We start from the raw sequence: 17,604 nt of genomic DNA, 5'->3' as shown, positions 1-17,604 counted from the left end.
ACAGAGAGGGACGGCCGGAGCTTTGGGCTTCCGCTGGAGGGGAGAATGGGAACCGTGACAGCTTCGCCCCGCGTTCCCGATGCCCCTGATGTATTCGACCTTGCCGCAATCGGCGCCGGTCTGGTTTTTGCGCGGTCACTGGGCGAGCTGGCAGCGGCGCTGAGCGAGGGCGCGCCGGCGGGGACCGCGGTGGTGCAGGCCCCGCCGGGCACCGGCAAGACCACGCTGGTCCCGCCGCTGGTGGCCAACCTCGTCGCCCGCCCGGCCTCCGCGGGGCAGCGTTCCCCGCACCGCGTGGTGGTCACGCAGCCGCGCCGGGTCGCCGCCCGCGCCGCGGCGCGCCGCCTGGCCTTTCTCGATGGCGGCCGTCTGGGTGACCGCGTCGGCTACACGGTGCGCGGGGAGCGCAGGACCAGCCCCGGCACGCTGATCGAATTCGTCACGCCCGGAATCCTGCTGCGCCGCCTGCTCGCGGATCCCGGGCTCGAGGGGACAGCGGCGGTGGTCCTGGACGAGGTGCACGAGCGCGGGCTGGAGACGGACCTGCTGGTGGGCATGCTCGGCGAGGTCCGGCAGTTGCGCGATGACCTGGCGCTGGTGGCAATGTCGGCCACCCTGGACGCCCCGCGCTTCGCATCCCTCATCGGGAAGTACGACGGCGGTGGGCCGGCGCCCGTGGTCGACTGTCCTTCGGCGCTGCATCCGCTGGAGGTGGACTGGGTCCCGGCGCCGGGCCCGCGCCTGGACGAGCGCGGCGTGTCCCGCGCCTTCCTGGACCACGTGGCTGACACGGCGGCCGGAACACACCGGCGCGCCGTGGCCCGCGATCCCGGTGTCGATGCGCTGGTCTTCGTTCCGGGCGCCCGCGAGGTCTCCCACGTTGCCGCGCGGCTCGGCGCCAGGGCCGCGGGGACCGAGGTGCTGGAGCTGCACGGCCAGGTCAGTTCCGCCGAACAGGATCGCGCCGTCTCAGGCCGCGAACCCGGCGGCCGTCCCCGCATTATCGTCTCGACGGCGCTGGCCGAATCCTCGCTGACGGTGCCGGGCGTGAGGCTGGTGGTCGACTCCGGACTTGCCCGCGAGCCGCGCCGCGATTCCAACCGCGGAATGTCCGGCCTGGTGACGGTTTCCGCCTCCCGGGCATCCGCCGAACAGCGGGCAGGCCGCGCCGCCCGGCAGGGACCGGGCACCGTGGTCCGCTGCTACGACCAGAGAACCTTCGCCGCCGCGCCGGCCCATCCCACGCCGGAGATCGCCGCCGCGGACCTGACCGGTGCCGCGCTGGTCCTGGCGTGCTGGGGCGCGCCCGGCGGCAAGGGGCTGGCACTGCCGGACGAGCCGCCGGCGGGAGCCATGGAGGAGGCCATGCGGGTGCTGCGCGGCCTCGGCGCTGCGGCACCGGACGGACTCGCCACCGAGCTGGGCCGGACGCTCGCACGGATTCCCGCGGACCCGCGGCTGGCCCGGGCGCTGCTGGTCGGCGCCCGGCTGCTTGGCGGTAAAGCCGGCGCCGGGCGCGCGGCCGAGGTGGTCGCCATGGTCGAGGGCGAGGCCAGGGCCTCCGGGGCGGACCTCACTCGGCTCCTGCCGGAGCTGCGTTCCGGCAGGAATCCCGCCGCGGGCCGGTGGCGGGAAGAAGCCCGGCGCATGGGCACCATTGCCCGGGAGGAAGCCCACGGCATCGTTCCAGACGCCGTGCTGGATGCACCCGTGGCGGACGGGGAAGCCGTCGGGCTCGTCGTCGCGCTGGCCTTCCCGGAGCGAGTGGCGCGGCGGATGCCGGGGCAGGCCGGAGGGCAGGAGAGCTACCTGCTGGCCTCCGGGACCCGCGCCGGGCTTCCCGCCGGAAGCTCGCTGGCCGGCCAGGAATGGCTGGCGGTCGCCGAGGTTTCCCGGGCGCAGGGCCGCGACGCCGCCGGCACGGGCGCCGTGATCCGCGCCGCCGCGCCGCTGGGAGCGGACACCGCGGAAGCCGCCGTCGGACATCTGCTCAGCGACGATGTGCAGGCGAGGTTCGACGGCGGGAAGGTCGCCGCGCGGCGCGAGCGGCGGCTCGGGGCGATTGTGCTGGCCTCCACGCCGGTGAAGCCGTCGGCGCGGGAGGGGCACGCCGCCGTGACCCGGGCGCTCGCGGCCGAGGGGCTGGGCGTGATCGGCTGGTCCGATGCCGCGGACGCGCTCCGGCGCCGGCTCGCCTTGCTGCACCACGAACTGGGAGAGCCGTGGCCGGACATGGCCGAGCGGGCGCTGCTGTCGCGGCTGGAGGAGTGGCTGGCGCCGGAGATCGACGCGCTCGCCGGCGGAACCCCGGCCGGGCGGATCAGCCTGGCGGACCCGCTGCGCCGGCTGCTTCCCTGGCCGGAAGCCGGCCGGCTGGACGAGTTGGCGCCGGAGCGGCTCGAGGTGGCCAGCGGTTCGCGGGTGCGGATCGATTATCCCGACGTGGGGAACGACGGCGGCCGGCCCGTGGTGGCGGTCAAGCTGCAGGAGTGTTTCGGCTGGGCGGAGACGCCCCGGCTGGTGGACGGGCGGGTGCCGGTGCTGTTCCACCTGCTCTCCCCGGCCGGGCGGCCGCTCGCGGTGACGGACGACCTGGCCTCCTTCTGGTCGGGCCCATACGCCCAGGTCCGGGCCGAGATGCGCGGCCGCTATCCGAAGCACCCCTGGCCCGAAGATCCGTGGACGGCTCCGGCCACGGCGAAGACCAAGCGGCGGATGTAGGCGTGGGCGGCGGCCGAGACAGTCCCGCTCCGCCGTCGTTATCCAAGTCCCCGGGGTCGCCTACCCTTGAAAGGTGGAAGAGAACGATAGCGCCGCCCCCGCCGCACCGAGCGTGGGCGTGGGGCCTTGGGAAGGCCCGCTGCCCGAGGGCGAGCACTGGGATCCCGAACTGCTGGCCAACGGGGACACCCGGAACGTGGTGGACGGGTACCGCTACTGGAAGCACGAGGCGATCGTCGCGGACCTGGACTGCCGCCGGCACAGCTTCCACGTCGCGATCGAGAACTGGCAGCATGACCTGAACATCGGCTCGGTGGTGCGCACCGCCAACGCGTTCATGGCCAAGGAAGTCCACATCATCGGACGACGGCGGTGGAACCGGCGCGGGGCGATGGTCACCGACCGCTACCAGCACGTCCGGCACCATCCCACCGTGGAGGAGTTTGTCGCCTGGGCGCAGGGCGAGGGGCTGCGGATCATCGGGATCGACAACTTTCCGGATTCCGTGCCGCTGGAGACCTACGACCTGCCGGAAAACTGCGTGCTGGTGTTCGGACAGGAAGGCCCGGGGCTGACGCCGGAGGTGCACCAGGCCGCGGACGCGACTCTGTCCATCGCCCAGTTCGGCTCGACCCGTTCCATCAACGCCTCCGCTGCGGCGTCGATCGCCATGCACGCGTGGATCCGGCGCCACGTCTTCGGCCAGAAGGTCTAGCGTCCTCAACCTCGGTATTAGCGTCCCGGGCGGGGCGGGCTTGGGCCAGCTTGCCGGCCCTCTCCGAGCCAGAGCCGGCGGAGCACTCCTGCTCTGGCGCCCATGGCGGCTCCGGCCGATGATGGAAGCCGGAAGGACGGTGGGCGATGCCAGCAGGACGAGGAAGTTATGAACGGGCCCGGGGCGCGCGGCGCCGGCTTCCGGGGTGCCGGACGGGCGGCGGTATGGCATGGTCTGCCTCGCCTTCGGGGCGCTGGCGCTAGCGGTTTTCTGCTGGACATGGGCGCTCTCCGTGACGGATTGGAACCCGCCGAACTGGATCCGGATCCCCGGCGTTCTGGCGTTGCCCGTGGGCGCCGCGGTCTCGGTCGGCAGCGCCATCGGCGGCCGCCGCAGCGCGCCGCGGGGCCTGGCCGCGGCGGGTCTCGCGCTGACCGCCGCCGCCCTCATCGGCTTCATCGTCCTGCTCGTGGTCCTGGGCTGAGGACGCTTCACAGTTCTTTGTCCATGCCGCGCGTGCGGGGCCGCTGGCTAGGATGGGACATGGAGGCGTGAAGTCCTCAAGAACTTGTCTCTCTATCAAGGAGTCCGCATGCCTGTTGCAACCCCTGAGATCTATGCCGAGATGATCGACCGCGCCAAGAGCAGCGGCTTCGCCTACCCTGCCATCAACGTGACGTCGTCGCAGACGCTCAACGCCGCGCTGCAGGGCTTCGCCGACGCCGGTTCCGACGGCATTATCCAGGTCTCGACCGGCGGCGCCGCCTACTGGTCCGGCGCCGGCGTCAAGGACATGGTCGCCGGGTCGCTGGGCTTCGCCGCGTTCGCCCGCGAGGTCGCCAAGAAGTACCCGGTCAATGTCGCCCTGCACACGGACCACTGCCCGAAGGACAAGCTGGACGCCTTCGTGCTGCCGCTGCTCGCCGAGTCCGAGGCCGCCGTGAAGCGCGGCGAGGACCCTATCTTCCAGTCGCACATGTGGGACGGCTCCGCCGAGACCCTGGAAGAAAACCTGCGCATCGCCGAAGACCTGCTGGCCCGCACCGCGGCCGCCAAGATCATCCTCGAGGTGGAGATCGGCACCGTCGGCGGCGAGGAAGACGGCGTCGAGAACGAGATCAACGAGAAGCTCTACACCACGGTCGACGACGGCCTGAAGACCATCGAGGCCCTCGGCGCCGGGGAGAAGGGCCGCTACATCACGGCGCTGACCTTCGGCAACGTCCACGGCGTCTACAAGCCGGGCGGCGTCAAGCTGCGCCCCGAACTGCTCAAGCAGATCCAGGACGAGGTCGGCGGCAAGATCGGCAAGAACAAGCCGTTCGACCTGGTGTTCCACGGCGGCTCCGGCTCCTCGGCACAGGAAATCGCCGACGCGGTCTCCTACGGCGTCATCAAGATGAACGTGGACACCGACACCCAGTACGCCTTCACCCGTCCGGTCGCCGGCCACATGTTCGCCAACTACGACGGCGTGCTCAAGGTCGACGGCGAGGTCGGCAACAAGAAGACCTACGACCCCCGCGTGTGGGGCGCCGCCGCGGAGAAGAACATGGCCGCCCGCGTTGTCGAGGCTGCCCAGCAGCTCGGCTCCGCCGGAAAGTCGGTCAAGTAGACGTGGCCGAATTCCGCAAGAACCTGCTCGGCCCGGACGCCACCGAGCTGCCGGAGGAAACCGACGTGCTGGCCCGGCTCTACGCCGGAGACGAGGCCCTTGACCTCGCAGCCAAGCACCCGACGTCGTCGTTGGTCTGGGCCATCCTGGCGGACGAAGCCTTCGCCGAAGGCCGGACCATCGAGTCCTACGCCTTCGCCCGCGTCGGCTACCACCGGGGCCTGGACGCGCTGCGCCGCGCGGGCTGGCGCGGTGCCGGACCCATCCCGTGGGAGCACGAGCCGAACCGCGGTTTCCTGCGCGCCCTCTACGCGCTGGGCCGCGCCGCCGCCGCCATCGGCGAGAGCGAGGAAGTCGACCGGATCAACAAGTTCCTGGACGAGTCCGACCCGTCGGCGAGGGCCGCGATCGAAGGCGCCTGAGCACCGAGCGGAACCACAACGGAAACGGGAGCTGCCTGCGGGCACGCTCCCGTTTCCTGTCTCCCGGGCCGTCCTTCGCCCATTAGAATCGACGCCGGACCGTTTGAAAGGACGATGTTGGCCAAGCTCTATTTCCGCTACGGCGCCATGAACTCCGGGAAATCCACCGGGCTGCTGCAGGTCGCGTTCAACTACGAGGAGCGCGGGCAGCGGGTGGTGCTGGCCAAGCCGCACGTGGACACGAAGGGCGACACCGCCATCGTGTCCCGCCTCGGCGTCAAGCGCGAGGCGGACTTCCTGATCCGGCCGGGCGAGTCGGTACGGGAGCGCTTCGCGCAGATGGCCTCCGGCGAGGACCCGGACGCGCTGCTCGAGCATGTCGACATCCAGCCGGTGGCCTGCCTGCTGGTGGACGAGGCGCAGTTCCTCGAACCGGGGCAGGTTGATGACCTGTTCCGCATCGCCGTGCTGGACAACGTGCCGGTCCTGGCCTACGGCATCCGCACGGATTTCCGCACCGAGGCGTTCCCGGGTGCGGGCCGCCTGCTGGAAATCGCCCACACGCTCGAGGAGCTGAAGACTATCTGCCGCTGCGGGCGCAAGGCCGTCTTCAACACCCGCCGGGTGGGCGACGAAATCGTGTTCGACGGCGACCAGGTGGCCATCGACGGGCAGGACGTGTCCTACGAGTCGCTCTGCGGCACCTGCTACCTCGAGGCATCGGGCAGCCGGCTCGGTTCCTGAGCGGGCGGGAACCTAGGGCCGCCGGCCGACCCGCTCGGCCAGTCCCATGGCGTTGTAGGGCGCGTGGACCTTCACGTCGTTGTCGAAGTACACATAGACGTCCCGGCCCGTGCCGTCCGGGCAGCCCGTACCGTCCAGCCAGCCGTGCACGGTTCCGGCCCAGCGGTCCAGGTCCTCATCGCTGTACCCGCTGACGTAGAGCTCGTCCTTTCCGTGCAGCCGCACGTAGACGAAGTCCGCCGTGACCTCGTGCAGCATCGGCCACGTCCCGGCGCTGTCCGCCATGACCAGGGCCGTGTTGGTCTGCCGCAGCTGCTCGTAGAACCGCTCGTCGATGAAGGTGGGGCTGCGCACCTCCATCGCGTGCCGCAGCGGCCGCTCCTCGGCCACCTCGAACCAGGACCGGTCCTTCACCTTGTCGGTGTGCTCGGACGCAAGGCGCGCAGCCGCCGTCGTTGTCCTTGGCAGCAGCGCCAGGAATTCCTCGACGACGGCGGGGTCATAGCGCAGGGTCTCCGGGGTCTGCCAGAGGAACGGGCCGAGCTTGCCGCCGAGCGCGAGCATCCCGGAGGCGAAGAAGTTGGCCAGTGCCTGGCGGGTGTTGCGCAGCCGCTGCATGTGCGTGACGTAGCGGCCGCCCTTGACCGCGAAGACGAACCCGGGCGGTGTGGCGTCGCGCCACTGCTGCCAGCTGGAGGGCCGCTGCAGCGAGTAGAAGGAGCCGTTGAGCTCGAGGGAGTCCAGGTGCCCGGCCGCGTATTCGAGCTCCCGCCGCTGCGGCAGCCCCTTGGGATAGAACGTGCCGCGCCACGGCGCGTAACGCCATCCGGAAATGCCGATCCGTGCGACCGGCCCTGCTGCCGCCATAAACCGAACGTACCCCCAATGTCCCCCGATTCCGGCTGGCGGCGGCACATCGGCTAAACTTGGCTGGTAAGAGCCCCAAAACTCCGCGCGAGTGCGGGGCGTTCTCATGCGTGGCGGGGCTGCCGGCAGGCCGAATCCTCCTTCAGGTTCCCGCTGCATCGATGGGGGAGGATCCCATGCCAGCAATTGTGATCGTCGGGGCCCAGTGGGGCGACGAAGGTAAGGGCAAGGCCACGGACCTGCTCGGCGGGCGAGTGGACTACGTCGTGAAGCCCAACGGCGGCAACAACGCCGGACACACCGTCGTCGTCGGCGGAGAGAAGTACGAGCTGAAGCTCCTTCCCGCCGGCATCCTCAGCGCGAACGCCACCCCGATCATCGGCAACGGCTGCGTGGTCAACCTCGAGGCCCTCTTCGAGGAGATCGACGGACTCGAGGCCCGCGGCGCGGACACCTCCCGCCTGCGCGTCTCCGCCAACGCCCACCTGGTGGCGCCGTTCCACCAGACCATGGACAAGGTGACCGAGCGGTTCCTGGGCAAGCGGGCCATCGGCACCACCGGCCGCGGCATCGGCCCGGCCTACATGGACAAGGTCGCCCGGCTGGGCATCCGCGTCCAGGACGTCTTCGACGAGTCCATCCTGCGCCAGAAGGTCGAGGGCTCGCTGCGCCAGAAGAACGAGCTGCTGGTCAAGGTCTACAACCGGCGCAGTGTAGAGGTCGACGAGATCGTGCAGTACTTCCTGTCCTTCGCGGACCGGCTGCGCCCGCTGGTGGTCGACTCGACCTACGTGCTGAACAAGGCGCTGGACGAGGGCAAGGTCGTGCTGATGGAGGGCGGCCAGGCGACGTTCCTCGACGTGGACCACGGCACCTACCCGTTCGTGACCTCCTCCAACCCGACCGCAGGCGGCGCCTCGGTCGGCTCGGGCATCGGCCCCACCCGGATCACGCGGAGCGTCGGCATCATCAAGGCCTACACCACCCGCGTCGGCGCCGGGCCGTTCCCCACGGAACTTTTCGACGAGATGGGCGAGTACCTGCAGAAGACCGGCGGCGAGTTCGGCGTGAATACCGGCCGTCCGCGCCGCTGCGGCTGGTATGACGCCGTGCTGGCCCGCCACGCCTCGCGCGTCAACGGCTTCACGGACTACTTCGTCACCAAGCTGGACGTCCTCACCGGCATCGAGCGCATCCCGGTCTGCGTGGCCTACGACGTGGACGGCGTCCGGCACGACGAGATGCCGATGACCCAGACCGAGTTCCACCACGCCAAGCCGATCTTCGAGTACTTCGACGGCTGGACCGAGGACATCACCGGCGCCCGGACCCTCGAGGACCTGCCCGACAATGCGCGGAACTATGTGCTGGCACTGGAGAAGATGTCCGGCACCCGGTTCTCCGCGATCGGCGTCGGCCCGGACCGGGACCAGACCATCGTGGTGCGGGACCTTATCGCGGAGTAACCACCGGGCGCAGGACTTCGCCACGAACGACGACGGCGAGGTCCTGCGCCGGACGGCCCCGCTCCGTGGAGGCGATCCTCGCCTGCGCCGCAACGTAGGTGCCGTGCCCGCATGGCCGGGCGCCGCCGTCGTGCTCCTGCCGGAGAGCCGTCGAAGGGCAATGTCTGTAGTCTGGTTAAACATCCACCGCCAGCAGACGGGAGCGCACCAATGAAGGTCAGTGTCGGACAGTTCGGTCCGTCCGGGGACGTCACCGAAAACCTCGCGGTGATGCGCAGCCTCGCCCAGGAGGCTGTGGCCGCCGGCGCCGAGCTGATCCTGTTCCCGGAAGAGTCCATGTTCACCATCGGCAAGGTCGAAGGCGACCTTGCCGCCGCCGTCGACCGGCACTGGAGCAAGTTCGTCCAGCAGCTTTCGTTCATCGCGGCGGAGACCGGCATCGCGTTGATCGCAGGCGGCTACGAATCCAGCGGCGAGGAGCGCCCGTACAACACGCTGGTGGTCGTGGACGGTAGCGGCCGGATCGTGGAGACCTACCGCAAGCTGCACCTCTATGATGCGTTCTCCTACCAGGAGTCGAAGCGGATCAAACCGGGCGACGGCGGACTCAAGCTGGCGGAGATCGGCGGACTTCGCATCGGGATCATGACCTGCTACGATCTCCGTTTCCCCGAGCTGGCACGGGGCCTCGCGGACCAGGGCGCGGACCTGATCTGCGTGGCGGCGGCCTGGTTCAAGGGTGACCACAAGATCGACCACTGGGAAACCCTTTTGAAGGCGCGGGCCATCGAGAACACCTGCTGGGTCGCCGCGGCCGGCACTTCCAGCAGCCATACGGTGGGCCACTCCGCGATCCTGGATCCGATGGGCGTGGTGCAGGACTACCTCAACGAGGAGCCGCGCGGCATCGTGACGGTGGATGTGACGCGGCGGCGCATCGACGAGGTCCGCGAGTTCCTGCCGGTCCTGCACAACCGGCGGCTGGCCAGCAAGGTCGAGGTCGTCGAGGCCCACTGACGCCTTGTCCCGGGGCATTCGCCCGCCCCGCCGCCGGCTCCGGACCTGGCCGGGATCGTTCTCAGGACCGTCCCAAAAACTTCTCGGAAAACTTTTGTCCGGACCGTAACCTTCCCGCCACCCCGGTCGATTACGTATATGTAGAGGCCGCGCCGGAGCTTCCCCCCCAACGAGCTCGGGCGCGGCCTCACTTATCCGCATGGTCAGCAGTGCCGGGTAGCAATCAGCCGGTGCGTTCGTTGGAAAGAGCGCAGCTATGATTAGGGTCGCCGCACCGATTGTGACGCGAAGGACCGCCCGTGGACGCCATGTTGACAGACGACGACCTGTCAACAGCCGTTGCCGGAAGCGGCCGGGCGGCGGAGAAGATCTACCGCAGCCTGGCGCCTCAAGTCCTTGGCTACCTGAAGACCAAGGGGCTCGAGGACCCGGAGGGCACCGCCCAGGACGTCTTCCTGACGGTCTTCCGGAAGCTGGAGAGCGTGACCGGGGGCGTTGAGGGCTTGCGGACCTTCACATTCTCTGTGGCCCACGCCAGGGCGGTCGACGCCTCGCGCAAGCGGGCCCGCCAGCCGCACCTGGCCGAATACGACCCGGACTTGGACCTGCGGACCACCGAGTCCGCCGAACAGCTGGCGCTCGCCGGCCTTGGCGGGGACACCGAATGGCTGCTCGGCGCGCTGAACCCGGATCAGCGGGAGGTCCTGTCGCTGCGGATCATTGCGGGCCTGCCGATCGAACAGGTCGCCCGCATCATGGGCCGGACCGAGGGATCCGTAAAGCAGTTGCAGCGCAGGGCGCTGGCTAAATTGAAGGAACTGGTCATGGACAGCCATGTAGGAGAAGCACGATGAGCAGGCAGCCCGAGGACGAACTGGACGCTTTGTTGTCCGGAGGCGGGGACAACCCCGGACTTTCCCGCGCCCTGGCTTCGCTGCGCGACCTGGGAACCGGCCCCGCGCCGGCTCCCTCCGCCGAGCTGTCCGCGCTCTTTGGCTCCAACGTCGTGCCGCTGCGCCGGCGCAGGCGGCGTGGCGCGCTGCTCAGTGTGGTCGTCGCCGCGTCCATGGGACTGGGCGTCGGCACCGTCGCTGCCGTGAGCCCGGACTTCCGGCACAGCCTGCAGGATGCCGTGGACGGTGCCGTGGTCCTGGTGCAGCCCGGCGTGCAGGCGAAGGAACAGAACGACGGCGGCAATTCCGCGGGTGCGCCCGTTCCGGAGGCCACGCGGGACGCCGGCGGCCCGGCCGCGCCGGCGACGACGCCGGCAGCCGACGCGAAGGACGACCCGGCAGCCGACCGGGCGGATGCGGCCAAGGCCGAGGCGAAGGAGGCGGCCGAGGCCAAGAAGGCCGCCGCGGTGAAGAAGGCGGCCGAGGCAAAGAAGGCCGCCGCGGTGAAGAAGGCGGCCGCAGCCGAGGAAGCTGCCCAGGCAAAGAAGGCCGCCGAGGACGCCAAGGGTGTCCCCGGGGAGGCTGCCGAGGGCGCTGGACGGTCCGATGATTCCGCCTCCCGCACGGGTATCGCGCCGGGCAACGGCCAACTGGTTCCGGGACAGGCCAAGAAGAACGAAGTCCTGGAGAAGCCGGTGGGCCAGGCCGACGGCGCCGAACGCCCGGCCGAGCGCGCCCCGCAGCGAATCAGCGTCAACCCGCCCGGGAAAGCCGCCCAGGCCCCGGGACAGCTGAAGAAGGCCAAGCAGGCCCCGGGACAGCTCAAGGAAAAGGCCGAGCATGCTCCCGGGCAGCTGAAGGAGACCGCCGGGAAGCCGACGGACTAGGCCCAAGCGAGAGCCAGGGCTGACCGCCGGCCAGCGGCAGGTCCGGAGTCCCGGCCCGGCTCCAAGAGGAGCCTCCGGGCCAGAGGCAGCCCGCGCCGACCGGCCAGTGCTAGGAGGGGGCCGCGGGCTAGCGGAGGGGCCGGAGCCCGCCATTCTGCACAGCTTTCTTCAAGCTTTTTAAACGCCCAGGTCAGCGCGATGATTGAAGGCTAAAGGAGTACAGGAGGGGTCGATGCTGTACAGTGCCGCGGCCTTGCAGGCAAGAGGCCAGGCCCCGGAATCCGGAGCCTGGCCTCTCTAGGTAGCGGCCGCTAGAACAGGATGCTCATCGCCGTCCAGCCGCTGGTGCCGATGACCCGGGCGGCCTGCAGGCCGCCGGTCCCGTTGCCCGGGTAGAGCAGCAGGCGCCCGTCCGAGTGGCTCGCGACGACGTCGGAAGTGCCGTTGCCGCTGAGGTCGCCCGGGCTGAAGATGGCCCGCATGGTATTCCAGCCGGTGCCCATCTGGCTGCGGCTACCGAGCCGGGCATTGCCAGCGCCTGGGTAGAGCCAGAGCCGTCCGTCGCTGGTCCGGGCCAGGACATCGGTGGTGCCGTCGCCGTCGGAATCCCCGGCGCTCAGCAGGCTGGTGATGGAATTCCAGCCGCTGGAACCGGTGAGGATCCGAGCCTGGAGCCGGCCCGCGCCAGTGCCCGGGTAGGTCCACAGCCGGCCGTTGCCGTCACGGGCCATGAGGTCCGTGTCGCCGTCGCCGTTCATGTCGCCGCCGCTGAACAGGGTGTTCATGGCGTTCCAGCCGCTTCGGCCGAGCAGGACCCGGGGTTCGAGTCCGCCGGTGCCGTTGCCCGGGTAGAGCCAGAGCTGTCCGGTGCCCACCCGGTCCTTGGCGATGACGTCGGCAGTGCCGTCGCCGTCGAAGTCACCGGTGCTGGTGATGGCGGACATCGCGTTCCAGCCGCTGCGGCCCATCAGTGTCCGCGCGTCCAGTCCGCCGGTGCCGTTGCCGGGGTAGAGCCAGAGCCGGCCCTGGCCGTCCCGGGCTACCACGTCCGCATCGCCGTCACCGGTGAAGTCGACCGTCTTGGCCAGCCCGTTCTCCGTGGTGAAGGTCCAGCTGTCGGAGCCCAGGGCGTTGTCGAAGGTGTCGCGGACTGCCGCGGCGCCTCCGCTCACTGTCACCCGGTACTGGGTGCCGCCGCGCAGGTCGGCGGCGGGATCCAGCAGCGCCGTCATGGTCGTCTGGTCATAGCTGACCGTGGCCTCGACGATCTCCTCGGTGACCGCGTTGCGCAGCACTAGCGTGGTTCCGCTGATGCCGCTGACCGGTTCGTTGAAGGTCACCGCGATGTTGGAGTCCCGGCGGACGCCCGTGGCTGCCGCCGCAGGTGTCCGGTCCGAGATGCTCGGGGCGACGGTCTCCACCGGAGTCACGGCGTCCGATGCGGCCGAGAAGGTTCCCTGGCCGATCCCATTGACCGCGGCGACCTGGAAACGGACCGGGCTGCCGGCCGGCAGGTCGGTGACCACCAGGCTGGTTGCGCCGGCGGCTGCCGTGCGCAGGTCGCCGACCTGGTTGTTGGCCGCGTCGATCACCCGGACCGCGAAGCCGGTCAGGGCCGAGCCGCCGTTGTCCGCAGGCGCGGTCCAGTTCACGGTTGCCTGCAGGTCGCCACCGGTAACCGACGCGATGGCCGGGGCGCCGGGTGCAACCGGAGCCGGGGTGACGGCCGCGCTGAGGGCGGAGTACGGACCGGGCCCGACCTCGTTCACCGCGCGTACCTGGAAGCGGTAGGCCGTTCCGTTGGCCAGGCCGTCCACGAGCAGCGAGGTTGCGGCTGCATCGGCGGGCCGGAGCAGGCCGACCTGGTTGCCCTGCGCGTCTGCGACCAGGACGTCGAATCCCGTGATCGAGGAGCCGGCCGGAGCAGACCACGTCACGATCGCCGAGGCGTTGGCGCCCGTGGCGGTGACAGCCGTCGGGGCGGCCGGCGCCTGGGTGTCCGCGAAGATGAGCTTCTCGACGTTGCGCAGGGTGTCCGTTCCGTCGCCGGTGACCGCGCCATCGTCGCCGGCGTCGCCGCCGTCGTTATGGGTCACAGTGGTGACGCTGCCGGGAGCGCCGAGGGCGGCACCTGCGGGCGTGGTGGTGACGGTGTAGTTCGCCTGGATGTCGGAGAACACCGCGACGTCCGTGCCCCCTGAGGCGCCGCCGTCGAGAATCTCCCGGTCGACGACGATATTGCCCGGATCCACCTTGCCGGCGAAGACCGCCTGCTGCAGCGTTTCCGTGCTGCCGGCCAGGTACGGCTTGGACAGCGAGGTGGCGGAACCGATCTCGGTGGCGGCATCATTCCGGTCCGTGCGCACGCTCAGCCGCACGTTCAGGTACTTGTCGCCGTCCAGGATATCGTCCGCGCCGCGGCCCTCGAGGGTGTCGCTTCCGGCACCGCCGAGGATGATGTTGCCTTCACCCCAGACGGAGTCGCCGGTGGCGGCGCCGGCCGGGAGCAGCTGGCGCAGGCCGGCGATGCGGTTCACGCCGGCTTCATCCAGCCAGTTGCTGCCGGAGGCTCCTTCTGCGACAGCCAGGCGCGGAACGATGCTGTCTCCGCGGAGGATGTCGTTCTTGGCGCCGCCCGAGGAGGCTTCAACCTCTCCGTGGCGGTCGCGGAGGACGTCCACGGGAAGCGGAACGCCCAGCAGCCTCAGGTCCAGGTCAGAGTCGGCCGCGATGGGATCCAGTTGGTAACTGGTCCAGTCGAAGCCTGCCGCACCGGCGTTGCGTTCGATGCCGGGGCCGGCGAGCATGATGTCGTCGCCGCCCTCGGCGTCGTAGTCGTCGTCGCCGTTCTGGCCGCTGATCACGTCATGGCCGGGCTTGTTGGGATCATCGAAGAAGGGTGCGCCGGAATCGCCTTGCAGCAGGTCGGCCCCGTCACCGCCTTCGATCCAGTCGTCACCGGAGTCGGCGAAGACGGTGTCCGCGCCGCTGCCTGCGATGATGAGATCATCCCCGTTGCCGGCGAAGTGCTCGTTGGTGTTGAGGCCGCCGTTCTGCAGGTCGTGGCCGTCGCCGCCGAGCACGATGTCGAGGCCGGGACCGGAGTCGATGGCGTCGTTGCCCGGGCCGCCCTTGTGGACGTCGTCGCCGGCCATGTCGGTGATGATGTCGTTGCCCACGCCACCCAGTGCGGTGTCGGCGCCGTCGTTGCCCTCGATGCGGTCGTTGCCGGGGCCGCCCCAGAACGTGTCGTTGTCCACGCCGCCCCAGGACCGGTCAGTGGCATCGGTGCCGTTGAAGACGCTCTGGCCGTTGATGCCGGCCGGATCGACGGAGTTGGTGGTGCGGTAGCGGATGGTGCCGTCCGGCATGCGGATCAGCAGCTCTGTCTCGTTGCACTCCGAGCCCGCATCGTCGGCGACGCTGCTGCCGGTTCCGGCGAGGTTGCCCAGCTGGAACTTGCAGTCTGCGGTGGAGAACGCATCGGCGGTCATCGAGTGCGCGGTGGTGTTGCGCATGATCATCTCGGCGAAGGAATTGCCCTCAAGCTGGGAGAACAGGTTCATGCCTGGAGTGCGGACCAGGTAGTAGAAGCGGTCGCCGTTCTGCAGATCCGTCATCTGCTTCTCAAAGACGTAGTTGAACGTGGAGCCGAGCAGGCCGCCGAACAGGTTGGTGCGCTCGGCCAGGCCGCCGATCCAGAGGTCCACCTCGTCCAGCCCGGTAGCCTTGGCGGCCCACGTGCCGGAGGCGGTCATGAAGTCCTCGGCGTCGGCCGGGATGGACTCCGCCGGGGTGCCGATCGGCGGGTCGACCAGCAGCTGGGCCGCGGCCCGCTTGTCGGCCAGCGCGGTCTTCGAGGTGATGGTCTCGTGCGTGCCGTAGGCGGCGACGAAGTTGACCAGCGACTCCGGGTGCTTGATGTTCAGGCCGAAGTCGGTCCAGTTCTTGTAGGGAGCCAGCTGGCTGTCATTGGTTGACCCGTGCAGCTGCTTGCGCAGGTTGTTCAGCGAGGGAACGCCGGTCTCCCGGGCCCGGGCCAGGTTGATCGCGGCCAGGTCGAGGGGCAAGCCCAGCAGGTTGCTGCGCAGCGTGTCGGTGACGAACTCATCCAGCTCGTTACCGACCTGGTTCGACATGCCCATGGCGATGGCGCCGGCCGCTTGGTGCGAATCCAGGTCGCCGGCCGTGCCGCCGTCGTCGTAGGCGAGCGGGTTGAGGAAGCCGTCCAGCAGCGAAATGTCGTTGGCGGAGCCGTCCGCGTTGGTGCGCGAGATGGTGTCGGTGAGCATCGAGTGCCCGAAGCGGTACACCGCGTGCGCGAACTCGGCCGTGATCGCCGGGTCCACGTCGTCGTGGTAGCCGGAGAAGGGCTCGACGAGCGGCTGCACCTTACGCGCGAACTCCTCGAAGGCCAGATGCTGGTACTCCATCTCCGTGACGAAGCGGGCGGCCTGGAACAGGCGCTCGCCGTTCCAGCCCTCGGCTCCGGCGGCGAGCTTCCATTCCTCCAGGGCCGCGGCGCCGCGGGAAGAGGCCGCTGCATCCTCGGTCAGGACGCGCTGGATGTCATCGACGAGCCGGTTGTGTTCGGAGTGGAAGATCTGGTGGATCATGCTCAGGCCGATGTTCTCGTTCACGCGGCCGTCGCCGGCGACGAAGTGGCGGTTCAGCATTTCGTCGTCGTACGTCCCCGCCGCCTGGCGGGCGGTCGCGGGCGTGAAGGTCGTGTCCGGATCCGGAGCCAGGCCGGGGTTGGGCGCCGCGTTATGGGCGATGTCGTCCAGGAATGCCTCGCTCACCCGTTCCACGTTGGCCGGGGCCGGAACCGGATCGGCGAGGTTGCCCTCGACCAGGCCGGTTGGCGTGACGTACTGCGGCAGGCCGCGCTCGGGACCCGGCACGAACTTGCCGTACGGGTCCGTCAGGATCATCGGGATGCCCAGGACGTCGGCATCCACGAGGCGCAGGCCGAGCCGCTCCGCCGCCTGCTTCTTCAGCAGTTCCCAGGTGCCCATGCCGCCGTCGGCGGAGGTGAGCAGCTCGCCGGTGGAGACCGGCTTGCCCTCGGTGTTGGCCGTGTAGGTCCGCAGGAACACCTGGTGCGCCGGGTGGGAGGCGTAGGTCTGCGACTGGTCAACGTACGGGTTGGTGCGGTTGGTCGCTTCCTGGATGTCGTCCGCGGTGCCCATCTGGCCATCGGGTCCGGGCTGGTTGGTCGCGCGGGTGACGGCCATGAACCGCAGCTGCGGCGGCAGGTCGTCGGCGGTGCCCAGCTGGCCGTCGCGGCCCGGAATCAGCGGATCGTCGTCCTTCAGCGGGACGTACACCGTGCCGCCGGACTTGCTCACGAGGTCGAGGCCGTGGTCGAAGAACTGGCCGAACAGCGTGAAGAGCCCGTTGTACGGCGGGGAGAGTCCGACGTCGGTGGTGATGTTCGGGATGAACAGCGTCTCGCCGGCGGGCACGCAGCCTTCCGGCGCGCCCGGTTCGGTTTCGGTGGGCTGGGTGGTGCAGGGAACGATGCTTTCGCCGCCCTGGCTGCGGACCGGGAAGGCCGCCGCGTCCACGGCGGCCGGGTTGGTGGACGTCTGGTCCACGATCAGGTTGCTGATCACGCGAGGCTGCGAGTCCCAGACATCCGTCTTGGCGGCGTAGCCGGGATCGGCGCTGGCCTGCACGCGCGGTGACTGCGAGTCCTCGGCCGTCCGGAACTGCGGCTCGGTCAGCCGCGGGAAGGCCTTGTTGGCCGCGCCGTAGTCCTGGCGGTCCTGCTGCAGGTTGTTGCAGGTCCCGTCAACCGTGCGCAAGCCGTAGGAAACGAGCGCCCCGGGCACTTGGTTGGCACCATTGCCGAGCAGGGCGCCGCAAGGTCCGGTGGCCGACGTCGTATTGGCCACATGGGCTTCGGAGATCTTGATCTGCTTGAGAATGAACGCCAGATCAGCTGGCGTGACGGTGAAGCCCTGGCCAACGACGGCGTGGGCCGGGCCGGCAAGGGCCGGGAGCCCGAGCGACGTGGTCAGGACCAGGGCAAGCGCACTTGCGACGCCGCGGCTGCCTGCCCTGCTGTTTTTCCGGCCGGTGTCCGGCCTGCTGCTGTCACGGTCGGATACTCTGCGCCCCCGCGCATCCGCCCGCTTCCCCTTTGTGCGGTGAGTGAACATCGAAGACCCCTTGGCCTCAATTGGGAGCCGAAGCACGCGACCGGGATTGAATCGTTCATTGCTCTGGCCGGAGACCATCGTCTACGGGAC

At 69.7% G+C, this 17,604-nt stretch carries 12 protein-coding genes; 10 read left to right on the top strand and 2 right to left on the bottom strand.

Features of this window, described 5'->3' with window-relative positions; all coding sequences use genetic code 11:
- The first annotated feature begins 54 nt into the window (after positions 1 to 54).
- The 6 genes from hrpB to OC550_RS19960 all read left to right on the top strand — a co-directional run bounded on the left by hrpB (position 55) and on the right by OC550_RS19960 (position 6,217).
- A complete protein-coding gene (gene hrpB, locus OC550_RS19985) occupies positions 55 to 2,721 on the top strand; it encodes an ATP-dependent helicase HrpB (protein ID WP_262107682.1) in 2,667 nt (888 codons plus the stop codon).
- Positions 2,722 to 2,794: 73 nt separating this feature from the next.
- On the top strand, positions 2,795 to 3,436 hold the full coding sequence (locus tag OC550_RS19980) for a TrmH family RNA methyltransferase (protein WP_262107681.1): 642 nt from the start codon (positions 2,795 to 2,797) through the stop codon (positions 3,434 to 3,436).
- 292 nt (positions 3,437 to 3,728) lie between these two features.
- Complete coding sequence (locus OC550_RS19975; protein WP_262107680.1) at positions 3,729 to 3,920, top strand: hypothetical protein; 192 nt, start codon at positions 3,729 to 3,731, stop codon at positions 3,918 to 3,920.
- An 84-nt stretch (positions 3,921 to 4,004) separates the two neighbouring features.
- The gene (fbaA, locus tag OC550_RS19970; protein WP_262107679.1) at positions 4,005 to 5,051 is read left to right on the top strand and encodes a class II fructose-bisphosphate aldolase; all 1,047 of its coding nucleotides are present in this window, start codon (positions 4,005 to 4,007) and stop codon (positions 5,049 to 5,051) included.
- 2 nt (positions 5,052 to 5,053) lie between these two features.
- Positions 5,054 to 5,473 (top strand): DUF3151 domain-containing protein, encoded by a 420-nt coding sequence (locus OC550_RS19965; protein WP_262107678.1) that lies wholly within the window; start codon positions 5,054 to 5,056, stop codon positions 5,471 to 5,473.
- A gap of 117 nt (positions 5,474 to 5,590) precedes the next feature.
- On the top strand, positions 5,591 to 6,217 hold the full coding sequence (locus tag OC550_RS19960; RefSeq protein WP_262107784.1) for a thymidine kinase: 627 nt from the start codon (positions 5,591 to 5,593) through the stop codon (positions 6,215 to 6,217).
- A 12-nt stretch (positions 6,218 to 6,229) separates the two neighbouring features.
- Here OC550_RS19960 and OC550_RS19955 read toward each other — a convergent pair whose 3' ends face one another.
- Complete coding sequence (locus tag OC550_RS19955; RefSeq protein ID WP_262107677.1) at positions 6,230 to 7,084, bottom strand: DUF72 domain-containing protein; 855 nt, start codon at positions 7,082 to 7,084, stop codon at positions 6,230 to 6,232.
- Between the two features lie 176 nt (positions 7,085 to 7,260).
- On the opposite strand from OC550_RS19955, the gene OC550_RS19950 reads away from it, so the two are divergent.
- The 4 genes from OC550_RS19950 to OC550_RS19935 all read left to right on the top strand — a co-directional run bounded on the left by OC550_RS19950 (position 7,261) and on the right by OC550_RS19935 (position 11,347).
- The gene (locus OC550_RS19950) at positions 7,261 to 8,550 is read left to right on the top strand and encodes an adenylosuccinate synthase (RefSeq protein ID WP_262107676.1); all 1,290 of its coding nucleotides are present in this window, start codon (positions 7,261 to 7,263) and stop codon (positions 8,548 to 8,550) included.
- A gap of 210 nt (positions 8,551 to 8,760) precedes the next feature.
- Positions 8,761 to 9,567, top strand: coding sequence for a carbon-nitrogen hydrolase family protein (locus OC550_RS19945; protein WP_262107675.1), 807 nt, complete (start codon positions 8,761 to 8,763; stop codon positions 9,565 to 9,567).
- A 308-nt stretch (positions 9,568 to 9,875) separates the two neighbouring features.
- A complete protein-coding gene (locus tag OC550_RS19940) occupies positions 9,876 to 10,421 on the top strand; it encodes an RNA polymerase sigma factor (RefSeq protein ID WP_262107783.1) in 546 nt (181 codons plus the stop codon).
- Complete coding sequence (locus OC550_RS19935; RefSeq protein WP_262107674.1) at positions 10,418 to 11,347, top strand: hypothetical protein; 930 nt, start codon at positions 10,418 to 10,420, stop codon at positions 11,345 to 11,347. Before OC550_RS19940 ends, OC550_RS19935 begins: the two co-directional genes overlap by 4 nt.
- A gap of 311 nt (positions 11,348 to 11,658) precedes the next feature.
- Here the strand turns inward: OC550_RS19935 and OC550_RS19930 are convergent, their stop codons facing one another.
- A complete protein-coding gene (locus OC550_RS19930) occupies positions 11,659 to 17,514 on the bottom strand; it encodes a peroxidase family protein (protein WP_262107673.1) in 5,856 nt (1,951 codons plus the stop codon).
- Between the last annotated feature and the right edge of the window lie 90 nt (positions 17,515 to 17,604).

This window comes from Arthrobacter sp. Marseille-P9274 (assembly GCF_946892675.1).
GTDB lineage: Bacteria > Actinomycetota > Actinomycetes > Actinomycetales > Micrococcaceae > Crystallibacter.
This window is presented reverse-complemented; position numbering and strand designations above follow the sequence as displayed.